Genomic DNA, 15705 nt, shown 5'->3' with positions numbered 1-15705 from the left:
AATTAATGGCTGACGGACAGCAGCGGCTGGCCGGCGTCAACCGCGCTGCCAGAGACAATATCAACGCTGCGATAGCCGTCGCTGTTACTGATAATAATCGGGGTTGCCAGGTCATAGCCGGCATCCAGAATCGCCTGGCGATCGAACTCCAGCAGCAGGTCACCGGCCTGCACCCTGTCCCCTTCCTTCACGTGGGCGGTAAAGGGCACGCCGTTGAGCTTAACGGTGTCGATACCAACATGGATCAGCAGCTCAATGCCGCCGTCGCTGAGCAGGCCAATCGCGTGTTTGGTCTGGAATAAGGACGCCACTTCGCCGGCAAACGGGGCGATAACCCTGCCGCTGGCGGGAATAATCGCCACGCCCTTTCCCAGCAGACCGCTGGCGAAGGTGCCGTCGGGAACCTGATCCAGCGCCAGAACGCTGCCGGACATCGGGGCCAGAATATCGTTTTCGCCTGCCTGAGCGGTGACGACGGCGGCCTGCTCCACGCTGCTCTTCGGCAGCCCGGCGACAAAGGTCAGCGCGCAGGAGATAACCAGCGCGGCAACGATACCGATCGCCCCGCCCCACAGGGTGGCATCAATGCCCTGGGGCGGGATCATCTGCGCAAGGGTGAAAATATTGGCAAAGCCGAAGGAGTAAACGTGGCTGTCGCTGAAACCGACAATCGCCCCGCCGATCGCCCCGGCCACGCAGCCGAAGATAAACGGCCGACGCAGCGGCAGGTTCAGGCCATAGATCGCCGGTTCGGTGATACCAAAAATCCCGGCAGAGATAGCCGACCCGGCCAATACTTTTTGCCGCGCGTCGCGGCTGCGCAGGAAAATCCCCAACGCCGCTCCCACCTGCCCCATCACCGCCGGCAGCAGCATCGGCAGCATCGAATCCTGGCCGAGCACCGTCAGGTTGTTGATCATCAGAGGGATCAGCCCCCAGTGCAGGCCAAAGATCACGCAAACCTGCCACAGGGCGCCCATTGCGGCCCCTGCCAGCCACGGCGCAACCGCGTAGATAATCTGGTAACCGTGGGCCAGCAGCTGGCTCAGCCAGGTGGCAACCGGGCCGATAGCCAGGAAGGTCAGCGGCACCACCACCGCCAGGCAAATGGCCGGGGTGAAGAAGTTTTTCATCGATGACGGCAGCACCGCGTTGCTGCGCCGCTCCAGCCAGCAGCTGGCCCACGAGGCGAGAATGATCGGGATAACCGACGAGCTGTAGTTGATAAAGGTTACCGGGATGCCGAGGAAATGCGCCGCCCCGGCTCCCGATACCTGGCTGGCCTCAAAGGCCTGAATCATCAGCGGGTGGGTTAACGCCCCGCCGATAACCATGGTGATAAACGGATTGCCGCCAAACTTTTTGCCGGCGGTATAGCCTAAAAAGAGCGGGAAGAAGAAGAACAGCGCGTCGCTGGCGGCAAACCAGATCTGATACGTCGCCTGCTGCGGAGCCAGCCAGCCGCATACCACCGCCAGCGCCAGCATGCCCTTAAGGATCCCCGACGCCGCCAGGACGCCGATAAACGGGGTAAAGATGCCGGACACCACGTCGATAACCTGACCGAGAACCGAGGTTTTCTCACCCGTTTCCGCCACCGGCTCGCTGTCGTCGGTCAACCCGGCTTCGCTGCGCACCGCCTGCCAGACGTCGTGCACGTGGTTGCCGATCACCACCTGAAACTGGCCGCCGCTTTCGACCACCATAATGACGCCCGGATTCATCTTCAGCCCTTCCGCGTCCGCCTTTTTATTCTCTTTAAGCTTAAAGCGCAGCCGTGTAGCGCAGTGAACCAGACTCACAATATTCTCTTTGCCACCAACCCGGCTAAGAATATCCTGCGCGAGTGCTTTATATTCCATGCTGTTTTCCTTGACTTCAGCCGCCCGCGGGCGGCCCGTGACTGAGTGTTAAAATAAAAAAAACCCGAGAACAACGCCGGATGGCGTCGCGCTCAGGTTTTGCCTGCGTTATGCAGTAACAATCCAATTTTGGGTCGCTGGAGGCTAACGCCCCTCTTTTCTTACCCGTTCAATATGAATGGCAAGAAACATAATCTCTTCCGTCGTCAGCTGCCGCTGATAGCTTTTCTGCAGATGTCGAGCCACGGTTTCCGCACACTTCCACGCCCTGGGGTAGTTGTCCTTCACCGCGCTGTGCAGCGTCACGTCATCATCTTCCACCACCGTGCGGGTCAGCATCCGCTGGGCGAAAAACTTCAGGTGGGTGACAAAGCGCTGGTAGCTTAACGACTCTTCGTCATAGTTCAGCTGCAGCTGATACTTCACCAGCTGCAGAATTTCCTGCATCACCCGGGTGACGTGCATCACCTCCGGCATTTCGCTGTTGAGCTGGGCGGTGACCAGATGCAGAGCAATAAACCCGGCCTCGTCTTCGGCAAGCTCAACGCCGAGCCGCCGGGCAATAATCGCCCGCGCCTCCTGCCCCAGTTCAAACTCTTTCGGATACAGCCGCTTAATTTCCCACAGCAGGACGTTACGGATGGTCACGCCGTTTTTCTGCCGCTCAATGGCGAAGTGGCAGTGGTCGGTCAGGGTGATGTACAAACTCTCCTGCAGTTTGCCCAGCCGCCCGCGCGCCAGCTCAATAATTCGGTCGCAGGTGGTCATCACTTCCAGCGGTATCTGACTGAGTAACTCCCCCAGGCGGCCAACCAGCTCATCGCTGTGCAGCGCGAAGACCTTTTCAATTTTACTTTCATCCAGCGAGTCGCCGACGCGTTTCTGAAAGGCGAGCCCTCGCCCCATGACGACCTGCTCGCGCTGCTGCTCGTCGAGAATAACCACCACATTGTTATTAAGAACTTTGGCGATTTGCATATGAACCCCAGAAACAAAAAAACCTGACCCCCGACAAATGCCAAGAAATCAGGTTTTGCCTGCCTAAGCAGTAGCAATCCAACTCCAGCACTGTAGCAACTTCTTTCTTTGTCTCAACTACCCAGGCAGAGAAACGTGATACAGATCGCGGCTAATCCGCTTATCTATGCCGGTTGCGGTAACGAACGCTGCTCAAACGCGCGGTATTCCAGCGAATAAAACTCCGCCTGCCGCCGGTGGTAGGCGGAATCCACGCAGCAAATACCGACAAACGCGCCGGTAAATTCGCCATAGCGGCTATATTCATCGGAAAACAGGGCGGTGCTGTAGATCTGGCCTATTGCGTGAAAGGTCTGGTTGTCCGGCGACCAGAAAAACTGCGTCGACTTTCCGTCAATCGCCAGCCGTAGATAAACCGGGCCATCCACGCCAGCCACCGTTGCCAGATGATCTTCCCGCTTCAAGCCGTTATCGACATGGATGACATACAAGCGCGAGCGCTGCTGCCGGTCGTCGAAGGTTTTCTGCAGGAACAGATAGTTCATGTTGTCGTAGTACAGTACCAGCCCGGCGCCGTGCTGGAACACCTCGGGTTGAAAATCCATGCATGCAGTCAACGTGGCGTACACCGAGGTCAGCTTCCGCGCCAGCAGGCTGACTCGGTTCTCAGAACACAACGACTCCTGACCGCGCAGCGCCAGATATCCCTGGTCGGGCGCATAGCGCACAAAATCCGCAGCCGGAATGCGCGGCGCGTACCACCCGGGAGGCAACACCTCCGCAGAAAAATCGACCCGCTCAACCCGCTCCGCCGCTTCATCAACCGTCGCCGACGGCCCCAGATCGACATATTCCTGCGCCAGGTTGCCGCCCGCGCTCAGACGCAGCCACCCCTCCGGCGTCCAGTGCATTTTTTGGATCGCGGTCTCACGCCCCAGCGTGCAGGCCAGCTCCGGGCGCAGCGGCCGGCCGCACAGGTGGGCGACGATAACATTCCCTTGGTCATCTTCGACATAGCTGGCGTGACCGGATTTTTGCAGCGCCGAGCCCGGGTTAAAACACTCCCGCCGGAGATAATCTTTATCAAACGCCGAGGCGGAGGCTTTGTCGATATGTACCGGCTTTTGCAAATCGTCCGCTCGCGCCGAGGTTAGCAGCGGGCTTTGCGGATCTTTTTGATAAGGGCCCAGGATATGCCGCGCCCGCCCGAGGGTCACGCAGTGGCCGTAGCCGGTACCGCCCTCGGCGCACATAATGTAATAATAACCATTGCGCCGGGTGACATGCGCCCCCTCCGCCATGCCATATACCCCCTGCCAGATACGCTGCGGATAGCCAACCGGCGCTTTCGCCTGCGGATCGTACTCCACGATGGAGATCGCCCCGGCATAGTCATCGCGGGTCTCCCAATCGACGGCGACAATCCACTTTCTGCCATCATCGTCGTGGAAAATGGAGGCGTCATAGCCCGCGGAGTGAATATATACCGGATCGCTCCATGGACCGTTAATCTCCGCAGCGGTGACCAGATAGTTATCAACATCAAAATAGCGGCCATTCATGGAGTTCATGATGCCGTAAACCACGTAAAAGAGCTGGTCGGCTTCACACCAGGTCAGACACGGCGCCCAGATACCTTTGGCGGAACGCAGCTTGCGTAGATCCAGGGTTTGCGGATCGTTCAACACGTGAGTGCGTAACGTCCAGTTCTCTAAATCGGTGGAATGATAAACCGGAATGCCGGGAAACCATTCGAATGACGAAACGGCAATGTAATACCCATCGCCCCGCCGACAGATTGCCGGATCCGGATTAAAACCACGTAATACAGGATTTTTAATCATCAACTACGTCCTTTTAATAAATTATAACGTACCGGGTTTTTCCACCGCCGCCAGCGATCGATCGGATAAAGAATACCGGCGCATGACGATCGTCAGCGCCAGAACCAGCACCGCCGGTAATACGGTAAAAATTAATTTAATCGTCAGTATCGCCGCCTGCGGTTGCTGCGCCGCGCCGCCAATATAGCCACTCCATGACAATAGCCAGCCCATCAGCGCACCACCGATCGCAATGCCTAATTTGATAGCAAAAAGATTGGTTGAAAAAACGATGCCGCTCATTTTCTTACCGGTATCTCGTTCAATTGCATCGACGACATCCGAGAGCATCGCCCATTGTAATGGCGTAGCCGCCAGTTGAATAAAGTTAATCGCAATAACAAAAGCAAAAATAATCACTAACGATGAGTGAGCAAAGAAATAGAGCGCGGCGAGTAATATCGCCTCCAGCAACATCGCCAGCTTAAACCCGCGAACTTTATCCATACCACGAAATATATAAACCGATAAAATCGTCCCGACTAACCCGGAAACAATTGACACGGTAATCATCACACTGCTCATATCACTACGTTGCAACACGTAATTGCAGAAGTAAATAATAATCCCCATTTTAAAGATAACCGCCACCAGATTGATGACATTAAGCGTAAAGAGGATCCGCCAGTCCCGGTTTTTCAATAAAATACGCAGATCCTGCAACAGGCTCCCGCGATTGGCGTCGATCGCCGCAATCGAGGTCTCTGTGGTCAGGAAGAAGCACAGATAAAACAAAATAATGCCCAGGCTACTAATCAGCACCATGGCATAAAAGTAGCCGTGCTGAATATTCCCTTTCCCCAGCCACGCTACCGCCGGAAGCGCGGCCACGGAGACTAATAATCCTCCCGCTGAGCTCATGGCGAAGCGCCAGGATTGCAACGATACACGCTCGACGGAGCTCTGGCTGATATTATTAATCATCGCGCAATAGGGAACATTAATGGCGCTATATAACAGCGATAGCAGGGTATAAGAACAGTAGGCATAAATCAGCTTGCCGGTATAGGAAAAATCAGGCGTATAAAAGGTCAGCATGCACATCACGCCAAAAGGAATAGCAAACCACAGTAAATAAGGACGAAACTGACCATATCTGGTACGCGTGCGGTCAGTCACCGCGCCGATCCCGACATCAAAAAAGGCATCTATTACCCGGACGGCTAAAAACATCGTCCCCATATGCGCCGGTGACAAACCAAAAATATCCGTATAAAAATAGGCCATAAATAACATGATGGATGACCAGACCAAATTACAGGCGGTATCTCCCAGCCCATAGCCCATTTTCTGATACCAGTTTAATGGCATTATTCTGTTCATTGACGGTAACCCCATAAAAGTAAAGGTTGTTGCTACTGATAAGGCCATTGTAGGCCTATCGGCGCCGTCGATATGTATAAAGAGAGGATAGCTATATAATAAAAGTGAACCTGCCCTGTGATGGCTATCGCATTTACATTAAGAACGCTTTTTGTTTTATTTGCCGATCGTCATATAGTATAAAAAAGGAGACGCTTTATGCATGATGACCCGGTAACCTATGAAAATATCATTACGCTGACGCAAGAACTCTACTACCTGCAGCAATATCAGCTCCCCGAGTATTCCGGCGATGATGTGAAGACGCATTTTCACTTTATGTATGAATTGATGTGGTTCGATCGTTCCGGTGGTTATTTTGGTATCAACGATCGACAGATCCCGATAAAAAACGGCACGCTGATTTTCGTCCCGGCGCTGATCCCTCACGCGATGTACCTGCTTCCCGAGCGCAATCACAATCGCTATCTGTTCCAATTTGAATTTGATTTTTTAAATCCGCTGGCTGTGAGCCATTTTTCCCGGCAAAAGGATCGCATCCGGGTTTTGTATCCGGACTCAGCGACCGGCGTGCAGCTGACGGCGCTTTTTGACTGGGCCGTCAGTCAGGGGAAGAAACCGGAGAATCAGGCGGTATTTTTGAAAAGCATCGCCCTACTGATGGAGTTCGTGTTCTCCCTGCATCACGATGATGAGACCTTCCCCCATGCTCCCGGCAGCGGTTTTGTCAGCAGAGTGCGCCAATTATTGTATGAGATTGAAGAGAATAAGGCCTGGGAGACCACCACGCTGGAGGCGGCGCAGCGGTGCCAGGTGTCGAAGTCCTACTTTTCGCGTACGTTTAAGCAGCTGTTTAATATGACGTTCAAAGAGTATATTTTTCTACGTAAGCTCAAGGTGGCGGTGCAGCTGCTGACCTCCAGCCAGCTAAAAATTGTCGATGTCGCCCAAAATGCGGGCTTTACCGATAGCGCCTATTTCTGCTTACGCTTTCGTCAGCACCTCGGCTGTACGCCGCTGGAATTTCGCGACCGTCTGGATAACCGGCGCGTTGGATAGCCTCCGCCCGCACAGCGGGCGGAGGCCTGTCCGGCCTTCGCGGTTCAGAAGGTCACCACGGTTTTCCATTCGATAACCCAGGCATCCTGAGTCTGCGCCACTCCCCCTGGGCGATGCCAGTATTGCAGGCCCGGCTGAAGCTCAAGCCACGACACCGGACGCAGGCGATAGTACAGTTCGGCGTTCAGCGAATGCCCGGCCACCGGCTGATAGCTGGCATCGTAGTAGTTCGTGGCCCCGCTGATTTGGTTCATATAGCGCTGATTGCGGGCGTAGCTGTCGCTCATATCCATCCAGGTCAGGCCAAAGCCGATCCAGTCCGCCGGTCGGGCGTCAAACAGGCCGCGATAGCGCATCGAGGCGGCCACAGCGGTATGAATATAGTTGCTGCGCTGGTCGCTGTAGCTGCCGCTCAGCGACAGGCTCATGCCGCGCTCAGGATCGTCGGCGTGCCGGGTGACCTGCTGGTTGAGCCCGCCGTACAGGAACCAGGTCCGGTTATGCTGAGCATAGCCGTCGGGGTCCGTCGCGCCGGGGCCGCCGGATTTGCCGTAATAGAGATCGCTCTGCGGCGCGTTGGTGAACAGCACGCCGAGGTTATAGGCGCCAGGCAGGTCGTTAATCGTCGGACGAGCCTCAATTTCCAGCGGCAGCAGCACGCCTTTACTGCCCTTCGTCGACCAGCTCCACGCGTGGCTGCGGGAAGCGGCCTGCGGGTTCTGCTCCATCACCCCGCCCTTCAGGGTGAGCGTCGGCATCAGCTTATATTCGAAGGTGGTCCCCCAGGTATGCACGTTCCAGTTATTCCACGTCATAGAGTTGGCGGATTTACCGCCGCACTGCGAGAGCAGCTGGAAGTCGCAGGGAATGATCTGATCGAACGTCTGCACTTTGTTCATCATGCCGATTCGCCAGGTCAGGCGCCGGTCGTCAAAGCTGCGGGCGAAGGTGAGCCAGCCGAGGCGGGTGATGGACTGTCCGCCCCAGCTCTCCTGGGAGAGATCGTTAAAGTTAACCCGCGGATCCTGCAGCCGCCTGGTGGTCAGATTGTCGTCGTGATTACGGTTGACGATATTCCCTTCGATGCGCGCGTCAGGGATCCCGGTCCAGCGCTCAAGATCCTGGTTAAAGGTCAGCGCCAGCTGGTCGATATAGGCCAGATGCTTATCATGGTTGTAGCCGCCGCCGGCGTTATAGCCCATTTCATTGAGATAGCCGAGGTTATAATTAAATCCCAGATCCGTAAGTATCGGGCGGATGCCTGCCATATCACCCAGCAGCCCTTTTTGCGGGTTTTCAAAACCTAACACGCTACCGTTCCACGCCGGCGGTTGCGCAGCCAACGCCGCCGGCGTCAATAGTGAAAATGCCAGCAGAGAGAACAGGCGATTTATTTTTTTGTCGTTCATAGATATATCCAACCTGACTGAGTAAAGGTAATAGCTGTCCGCAGGCAATAAATTCGCCCGTTTTTAATTTATTTTTTTATTTTTGGAGAAAGGGGTGCCGTCGGTCATTAAACCGCTTAGAGCCTATCCCATTAGGGCTATTTTACTTGCCATTTTGAACCTGGGCAGTGCTCGACAAAATACGAAAGTATTTTGAACGCCCTTCAGGGCGACCCGGAGGGTGAGCGTAGCGAGTCAATCCTCACGTACTACGTGTACGCTCCGGTTTCTCCGCGCTGTCCGTGTTCAAACTGGCTTCGCCAATTACGCCTGGTGGGATAGGCTCTTAGTCCCGGCACGCCTTCATTACACAACTCATTGTTTTATTTAATAATTAAACTCCTCATAAATTGAAGGCAAAAAAAAACCTAAGCACTCCCCACCACGACTGGCGGAAGTGCTTAGGTTTTGCCTGTAATCAGTAGCAACCCTGAATATTAGAACGGCACAATATCACTCCCTTAGTGAAATTCCCATCAGCAGAAACTTCCTAAGTAATAATCTGTGAGCGAATTAACACTCCTGAGATTAATAGCGGGCGATAGCCGCGGCAATTTCGGCAGAGGTTTTTAGGGTGCGGATCTCATTAAATACCCCCAGCGCTTCGGTATATTCTTTACGTAAATAGCTGAGCCACTGCTTGATGCGGGCCACGTGATAGAGGCCGGTATCGCCCTGCTTTTCCAGACGGCTATATTTTTGCAGCAGCAGCACGACCTGCGGCCACGGCATGCGCGGTTCGTTGTATTTTATCACCCGACTTAAGTTCGGCACGTTCAGCGCTCCCCGACCGATCATCACCGAGTCGCAGCCGGTGGCCGCCAGGCACGCCTGCGCGCTCTGCCAGTCCCAGATTTCGCCGTTGGCCACCACCGGGATCGTCAGACGGCGGCGGATCTCGCCGATCGCCTGCCAGTTGATGCTCTCTGCCCTGTAGCCCTCTTCTTTGGTGCGTCCGTGAACCACCAGCTCGCTGGCGCCCGCCTGCTGTACGGCGTCGGCAATTTCAAACCGCCGCTCGCCGCTGTCCCAGCCGAGGCGCACTTTTACCGTCACCGGCAGGTGGTCAGGCACCGCTTCACGCATGGCCTTCGCGCCGCGATAAATCAGCTCCGGATCCTTCAGCAGCGTCGCGCCGCCGCCGCTGCCGTTAACCAGCTTTGACGGGCAGCCGCAGTTCAGGTCAACGCCCCACGAGCCGAGCTCCACCGCCCGGGCGGCGTTCTCCGCCAGCCACTGCGGATACTGCCCGAGCAGCTGCACGCGCACGCGGGTTCCGGAAGGCGTCCGGCTGTGGTGATGCAGCTCCGGGCAGAGTCGGTAAAACGATTTTGCCGGCAACAGCTGGTCCACCACGCGCAAAAATTCGGTGATGCACAGATCGTAATCGTTGACTTCGGTCAGCAGCTCGCGCACCAGCGAATCGAGCACGCCTTCCATCGGCGCCAGTAATACCCGCATATTGTTATTCATTGCCCGGAAAAAAAGAGGCGCTATGTTAGCGCCTCTCCGTGCCGGTTGAAAGGGCTCCGTGCGGGTTTTCCCGCCGCCAGCGCCGCGGCGTCCTGCGCTAGCGCGGCTGCAGGCAGTTATCTTCCTTCCAGCCGTACAGCCACTCGATGCCGCGATAGAACTCGGCCTGAGTTTTGCCCTTCCACAGCAGGTTGCGCACCTGACGCTCAACGCCTGCGGCGTGGTAGATCCGCCCCATTTCACGCGTTGACCAGACGATGCGCGCGGTGCGCGGAATTCGCACCGATTCATACAGCGCAAACGCGCAGGCGGCATCGCCGTCGCAGTGCGCCAGTGCCTTGCCAAGGGTGACCGCATCTTCCAGCGCCATGCAGGCACCCTGGGCCATATACTGCGCCACCGGATGGGCCGAATCGCCGACCAGAGTGATACGTTCATTGCCCCACTTCTCGACCGGTTCGCGATCGGCGGTGGACCAGCGCCGCCACGAGGTGGGTTTATCCAGCATCTGCCTCGGGCGCGGATGGATCCCCTGGAAGTAGGAGAGCACCTCCTCTTTGCTGCCGTCGCGTACGCCCCACTCCTCCTGCTGGCGGCTGTGGAACGTCACCACCAGGTTGTACTGCTTGCCGCCGCGCAGCGGGTAGTGCACCAGATGGCAGTGCGGCCCGGCCCACAGCACCGGCGCGTTGATGCGTAAATCCTCCGGCATATCCGCCGCTTCCACCACCGCCCGGTACACCACGTGGCCGGTGACCCGCGGCGTATCATCCAGCAGGCTCTGGCGGACCACCGACTTCACGCCGTCGCAGCCGATCAGGATATCCGCGGTCCAGTCGTTGCCGCGATCGTCATAGACCGTTACCTCGTCGGCGCTCTGGCGGATATCAACCACCTGGGTTGAGGTGCGGTACTCGACGTCGGGATGGGTTAACGCCGCTTCCCAGACGGTGGCGTGAATATCCGCCCGGTGGATAACCGCGTAGGGGCCGCCAAAATGGTCGCGGAAGGCCTGCCCGGTTTTAATCTGCACCACCTCTTCGCCGTTCACCGCATCCATCATGGTGATGTGATCGGTGAAGACGGCACGCTGGCGGGCGATTTCGCCCACGCCCAGGCTATCCAGCGCCGAAAAGGCGTTGGGGCCAAGCTGGATCCCGGCGCCAATTTCGCCAATCTCATGGGCCTTCTCCAGCAGCATCACCTTGATGCCCTGGCGCGCCAGGGAGAGCGCCGTCGCCGCGCCGCCAATTCCCCCACCGACAATAATTGCTCGCGTCACTTTCGCCATGCTCTGTCCCCTCTAAGCCGGAATTTTGTCTTGTTGATTTTCCGGCGCGGCGGCGATAAACGCCGGAAGCCGGGTACAGGCGTCATAGACCGCCTGGCAGCGCGGATAGTGGCTCAGGTCGCAGCCCATGCGCTGAGCGTTGGCCCACTGCGGCACCAGGCAGCAGTCGGCCAGCGTCGGCGTCTCGCCGACGCAAAACGCGCCGGATCGGGCGTGGCGTAGCAGCTGCTCCACCGCGCTGAGCCCCTGCTGGACCCAGTGCGCATACCAGCGCTGCTTGTCTTCTTCGCTCACCTTCAGCTCATCGCTAAGGTAGCGCAAAACGCGCATGTTATTAATCGGATGAATATCGCAGGCGATGGCGTAGACGATCTCCAGCACCCGCATCCGCGCCGGATCCTGCTGGGGCAATAGCGGCGTCTGCGGATAGTGCCGGTCAAGCCAGTCGGCGATCGCCAGCGACTGGCCCAGGGATTCGCCCTCGTCGGTCATCAGCACAGGCACCAGCCCGACCGGATTCAGCCGCCGGTACTCGAGGGCGTTTTGCTGACCGATACGAATATTGACGCCCACGCTCTGGTAGTCGATCCCCTTCAGCGCCAGGGCGATACGCACCCGGTATGAAGCGGAGCTATTGAAAAAACTGTACAGCTTCATCGCTCACCTCATACCACGCGCACGGCGATGGGCGTCAGGCCATCCACGCCGCCGTTAATCACATCCCCTTTCACTACCGCGCCAACGCCTTCCGGGGTGCCGGTGAAAATCAGGTCGCCGGGCTGCAGCTCGAAGAAGCCGGAGAGATAGCTGATGGTTTCGTTAACCGACCAGATCAGATGGCGAATATCGCTACGCTGATGGTCTTCACCGTTCACCTGCAGCCAGATCGCCGCCTCATTGACCGTCATGCTATCCGCTCTGTGCAGCGGCGCAATCGGCGCAGAGAGATCGAACGCCTTGCCGATTTCCCACGGACGCCCCATCTGGCGCATCTCCATCTGGCGGTCACGGCGGGTCATATCGAGGCCGGTCGCGTAGCCCCAGATATAGTCGTGAGCCTGCTCCAGCGGAATATCGCTGCCGCGCTTGCCGATCGCCACCACCAGCTCGATTTCGTAGTGGTAGTTGTCCGTCTGCGCCGGATAGGGCAAATCGAGGGTTTCGCCTGCGGCAACCGCCACCACCGCATCGGCCGGTTTACAGAAGAAAAACGGCGGCTCGCGGTCCGGGTCAAAGCCCATTTCACGGGCGTGAGCGGCATAGTTACGACCCACGCAGTAGACGCGGCGCACGGGAAACTGCTCATCGCTGCCGACAACGGGAACGGTAACCGGGGCCTGGGGAGCAAAAACGTATTGAGTCATGATCGAGTCCTTATAATTAGTAGCGCGCTTCGCGGAACAGGCCGAGGGTTTCCTGGACCGGGCGGTCCGAGAAGCTGAATAACACCGTCTCCTGCGCTGCGGTGAAAGAGACGCCGTGCCAGGTCGGCACCACGAAGATGTCTTTCGCCTGGAAGGTAAAGGTTTGCTCGCCGATGGTGACCTTCCCGCTCCCTTCGACGACGTGATAGATAGTACTGTCGGTAGTTTTCGCGGTCCGCGAGCTAAAGCCTTTGGGCAGCAGCTGCAGGAAAGCGCCCATTGACGGCATCGGGTAGCCGCCGGTCACCGGATTGACGTAGCGCATTTTGTAGCCGTCCCACTCGTCGGCGGCGCCCATGTTTGTCAATTCATGCAGCGCGTCGCGGCTGCGGTCATAGCGGTAGTTAAAGATCGGCGAGGAGTTGCCCACCTGGTGGCGCAGCGGCAGCATGTTGGCGGCGTAGCGCGGCAGATAGTCGCCCTCCTTGCGGGTGACCGGCTGCTGATCCTCAGGGTAATCTTCGGCAAAGCCGCAGCCCAGATAGTTCACCAGCGGCAGATCGAGGCCGTCGAGCCAGATAACCGGCTCATCGCCAGGGTTACCGTGGTCGTGCCAGCGCCACTGCGGGGTGAGAATAAAGTCGCCGGGACGCATCGCCGTACGCTCGCCGTCGACGGCGGTAAAGGCCCCTTCGCCCTCCACGACAAAGCGCAGCGCCGACTGATTATGCCGATGGCTCGGCGCCACCTCGCCGGGCATGATCAGCTGCAAACCCGCATACAGCGAGGAGGTAATGGAGGAGTGTCCGCGCAGGGCCGGGTTCTCCAGCACCAGCACCCGGCGCACCGCTTCTTTGGCGCCAATCAGCCGGCCGCTTTCCAGCAGCAGCGGGCGTATTTCCTGATAATTCCAGTAGGCCGGCGCGCAGTTGGCGTTCGGCGTTTTCGGCACCAAATGATGCAGCGACTCCCACAAAGGCGTCAGGTTTTGGCCCGATATATGCTCGTAAAACTGCTGGCGACCGCCGGGAACTTCCGTTGCGTGCTGAGACATAATTGTTCTCCTTATTTATTCACGATACCCGCGGAGGGCAGCGCGTCGGGTACGGTAATCGGATTGCGGACCACCAGGGTCAGCAAAATCAGCATTCCTGCGCTAATCGCGGCCGGAACGGCGATGACGAAAAACAGGGTGTCGAATGAGAAATTCATCGCCATCATCATGCCGCCGGAGAGAGAGCCGACGATGGCCCCGCAGCGGCCGACGGCGTTTGACCAGCTGACGCCGGTGGCGCGGCTCTGGGTCGGATAGAGCGTGGCCGTCAGCGCGTTAAGCCCCACCTGCGAACCGCTCACGCCAATCCCGGTGCCGAAAATCGCCAGCGCCATCAGCCACAGGCCGTTCTCGCTAAGGCCAATCATCACGATGCAGACCGCGCCCAGGCAGTAGCTCAGCGCCAGCACCCGATACGGATTGAAGCGATCCATCAGCGCGCCCAGCAGCAGCGCGCCGAAGGTGCCGCCAATCTGGAAAGCGGCGGTGACCCATGAAGCGTGCTGCAGGTCGATGCCGCGATGGTTGAGCAGCGTCGGCATCCAGCTGGAAAGTAGGTAGATAATCAGCAGGCTCATAAAGAACACCACCCATAGCATCAGGGTAATGGGCAGCTGGCGACCAACGAACAGCTGGCCGATGCTGCCTTTGGCGCCGGTAGCCGGCTCATCCAGCCAAAAATGGGTGTGCTCATAGCGCTCGCCGGTAATGGCGCCGACGGTTTTCGCAATCACCGGCTGCGGCAGCCGGCGGCGGATCTGCCAGCGCGGGGATTCCGGCAACACCGCCAGCAGCGCCGCGGCCAGCAGCAGCGGCAGAACGCCGCCCAGCGCCAGAATGCCGTGCCAGCCAATCTGCGCGACCAGCTGAGCGCTGACCACGCCGCCCAGCGCCGAACCGAGGGTAAAGCCGCAAAACATCAGGGTCACCAGCGCACCGCGCCGCCGGGCGGGCAGATATTCTGAGGTCATGGTAATGGTGTTCGGCATCGCCCCGCCGAGGCCGAGCCCGGTCAGGAAGCGCAGGATAACCAGCGCCTCGAGGTCGGGGGAAAAGGCCGAAAGCAGGCTAAAGAGGCCAAATAACGCGACGCAGAACTCAATCACCCGCTTGCGACCGAAGCGGTCGGAAAGCGGGCCGCACAGCAGAGCGCCGGCGGTTAAGCCCAGCAGACCGGCGCCAAACAGCGGCGCGAGCTCGCTGGCGCTAAGCTGCCAGTGGGCGCGAATATCAGGGGCGATAAAGCCAATGGCGGCGGTATCAAAACCGTCGAGCATGACCACCAGAAAACAGCAGATAATCACGCGCCACTGCCGGGCACCTACCGGAGCGGCGTCCAGCAGCGTTTGCAATTCACGTCGTTGAGTCATCGTTATGCCTCAGTGCAGGGAGGAGGAGATGTTGTATTTATTTCTTTTATGTTGCGATTTTGTAACTCAAGCGATGAAATGTACAATGGTATCTCGGGCATAGACATAACCTGGAGGTTATTGCTAATGGCAAACTGGACGCAAAAACTGAAGCTGCATCATCTGCAAATGCTGGTGGCGCTCGGCGAGCAGGGCAACCTGACGCAGGTGGCGAAAATGATGAATATTACCCAGCCCGCGCTCTCTAAATGGCTGACTCAGTTTGAAGAAGAGGTCGGGATGCAGCTGTTCGAACGCCATAGCAAAGGCCTACGCCCTTCCGAAGGCGGCAAGCTGCTGCTGCAGCACGCCCAGCGCCTGATCAACGATATGTCCCGCTCGCAGTATGAGATTGAACGCTTCAAACAGGGCGGGCTGGTGGGTAGCCTGATGATCGGCTGTTCGCCGGTGGCCACCGACTGCGTTGCGCTGGCCATTCTCTCGCTGCTCAAGGAGATGCCGAGCCTGCATCTGAACATTGAGGAAAAGGTGATGACCCCCCTGCTTCACGATCTGCTCTCCGGGGTGGTGGACGTCGTGGTGGGCCTGTCTCTTATACAC

The 15705-nt window shown here is 57.8% G+C and carries 12 protein-coding genes and 1 pseudogene; 2 read left to right on the top strand and 11 right to left on the bottom strand.

Annotated features, from left to right (window positions below; all coding sequences use genetic code 11):
* Nucleotides 1-2 precede the first annotated feature (2 nt).
* The 4 genes and pseudogenes from bglF to GVK32_RS20900 all read right to left on the bottom strand — a co-directional run bounded on the left by bglF (nt 3) and on the right by GVK32_RS20900 (nt 6034).
* Nucleotides 3-1974, bottom strand: a pseudogene (gene bglF, locus GVK32_RS20915) (PTS beta-glucoside transporter subunit IIABC).
* Nucleotides 1975-2006: 32 nt separating this feature from the next.
* Nucleotides 2007-2840 (bottom strand): transcriptional antiterminator BglG, encoded by an 834-nt coding sequence (gene bglG / locus GVK32_RS20910; RefSeq protein WP_045855861.1) that lies wholly within the window; start codon nt 2838-2840, stop codon nt 2007-2009.
* Between the two features lie 164 nt (nt 2841-3004).
* A complete protein-coding gene (locus GVK32_RS20905) occupies nt 3005-4684 on the bottom strand; it encodes a glycoside hydrolase family 43 protein (RefSeq protein WP_159866224.1) in 1680 nt (559 codons plus the stop codon).
* Between the two features lie 21 nt (nt 4685-4705).
* Nucleotides 4706-6034 carry a glycoside-pentoside-hexuronide (GPH):cation symporter gene (locus tag GVK32_RS20900; RefSeq protein ID WP_227698079.1) on the bottom strand — a complete coding sequence of 443 codons (1329 nt, stop codon included), beginning with the start codon at nt 6032-6034 and terminating at the stop codon, nt 4706-4708.
* 210 nt (nt 6035-6244) lie between these two features.
* Between GVK32_RS20900 and GVK32_RS20895 the strand changes: the two genes are divergently transcribed.
* Nucleotides 6245-7105, top strand: coding sequence for a helix-turn-helix domain-containing protein (locus GVK32_RS20895; protein ID WP_159866221.1), 861 nt, complete (start codon nt 6245-6247; stop codon nt 7103-7105).
* Between the two features lie 44 nt (nt 7106-7149).
* Here GVK32_RS20895 and GVK32_RS20890 read toward each other — a convergent pair whose 3' ends face one another.
* The 7 genes from GVK32_RS20890 to GVK32_RS20860 all read right to left on the bottom strand — a co-directional run bounded on the left by GVK32_RS20890 (nt 7150) and on the right by GVK32_RS20860 (nt 15105).
* Nucleotides 7150-8514 (bottom strand): carbohydrate porin, encoded by a 1365-nt coding sequence (locus tag GVK32_RS20890; protein ID WP_159866218.1) that lies wholly within the window; start codon nt 8512-8514, stop codon nt 7150-7152.
* 567 nt (nt 8515-9081) lie between these two features.
* Complete coding sequence (gene dusC, locus GVK32_RS20885) at nt 9082-10014, bottom strand: tRNA dihydrouridine(16) synthase DusC (protein WP_159866215.1); 933 nt, start codon at nt 10012-10014, stop codon at nt 9082-9084.
* Nucleotides 10015-10123: 109 nt separating this feature from the next.
* The gene (locus GVK32_RS20880; protein ID WP_159866212.1) at nt 10124-11317 is read right to left on the bottom strand and encodes a 3-hydroxybenzoate 6-monooxygenase; all 1194 of its coding nucleotides are present in this window, start codon (nt 11315-11317) and stop codon (nt 10124-10126) included.
* 12 nt (nt 11318-11329) lie between these two features.
* The gene (maiA, locus tag GVK32_RS20875; RefSeq protein ID WP_159866209.1) at nt 11330-11974 is read right to left on the bottom strand and encodes a maleylacetoacetate isomerase; all 645 of its coding nucleotides are present in this window, start codon (nt 11972-11974) and stop codon (nt 11330-11332) included.
* A gap of 8 nt (nt 11975-11982) precedes the next feature.
* Nucleotides 11983-12681 (bottom strand): fumarylacetoacetate hydrolase family protein, encoded by a 699-nt coding sequence (locus tag GVK32_RS20870; protein ID WP_159866206.1) that lies wholly within the window; start codon nt 12679-12681, stop codon nt 11983-11985.
* 16 nt (nt 12682-12697) lie between these two features.
* On the bottom strand, nt 12698-13735 hold the full coding sequence (gtdA, locus tag GVK32_RS20865) for a gentisate 1,2-dioxygenase (protein WP_159866203.1): 1038 nt from the start codon (nt 13733-13735) through the stop codon (nt 12698-12700).
* 11 nt (nt 13736-13746) lie between these two features.
* Entirely contained in the window at nt 13747-15105 is a 1359-nt protein-coding gene (locus GVK32_RS20860) for an aromatic acid/H+ symport family MFS transporter (RefSeq protein WP_159866200.1), read from the bottom strand.
* Between the two features lie 126 nt (nt 15106-15231).
* Between GVK32_RS20860 and GVK32_RS20855 the strand changes: the two genes are divergently transcribed.
* The coding region (locus GVK32_RS20855) for a LysR family transcriptional regulator (protein ID WP_159989797.1) at nt 15232-15705 on the top strand (474 nt) is incomplete at its 3' end.

Source organism: Klebsiella sp. 18074, from assembly GCF_902705905.1.
GTDB lineage: Bacteria > Pseudomonadota > Gammaproteobacteria > Enterobacterales > Enterobacteriaceae > Klebsiella > Klebsiella terrigena.
Note: the sequence above shows the minus strand (reverse complement) of the source record. Positions and strands in the feature narration are given on the sequence as shown.